This is a genomic window from Rhodoferax ferrireducens (assembly GCF_003347515.1).
Classification (GTDB): Bacteria; Pseudomonadota; Gammaproteobacteria; order Burkholderiales; family Burkholderiaceae_C; genus Rhodoferax.
The window spans coordinates 1-280 of the sequence record NZ_QEII01000113.1 but is presented as its reverse complement, the minus strand read 5'-3'; the positions used below and the strand labels follow the sequence as shown (position 1 = coordinate 280).

The window sequence follows — 280 nt, the reverse complement described above, 5'->3', positions numbered from 1 at the left end:
GGCTTGAAATTGGCCGCCCAGTCGCTTCGCATGCACAAGGACCCCGAATCGTTTATTGCCTCCTTCACAGGCAGCCACCAGTTCGTACAAGACTACCTCGTGGAGGAAGTATTGCGTCAACAGTCGCTCGACGTTCAATCCTTTTTGCTTCGCACGTCTGTACTGGATCGCCTGTGTGGTCCCTTGTGTGATGCGGTACTGCAAAACCATGGCGGTGAAGAAATCCTCCATCAGCTTGACCACGCCAATCTCTTCATCGTGCCTTTGGACTCGGAGCGAC

At 53.9% G+C, this 280-nt stretch carries 1 protein-coding gene; it reads right to left on the bottom strand.

Annotation, left to right across the window (positions count from 1 at the left end; all coding sequences use genetic code 11):
- Positions 1-243, bottom strand: a 243-nt coding sequence (locus C5P05_RS00495; RefSeq protein ID WP_157979146.1) for a hypothetical protein, incomplete at its 3' end; no start/stop codon positions are given.
- Positions 244-280: the final 37 nt, after the last annotated feature.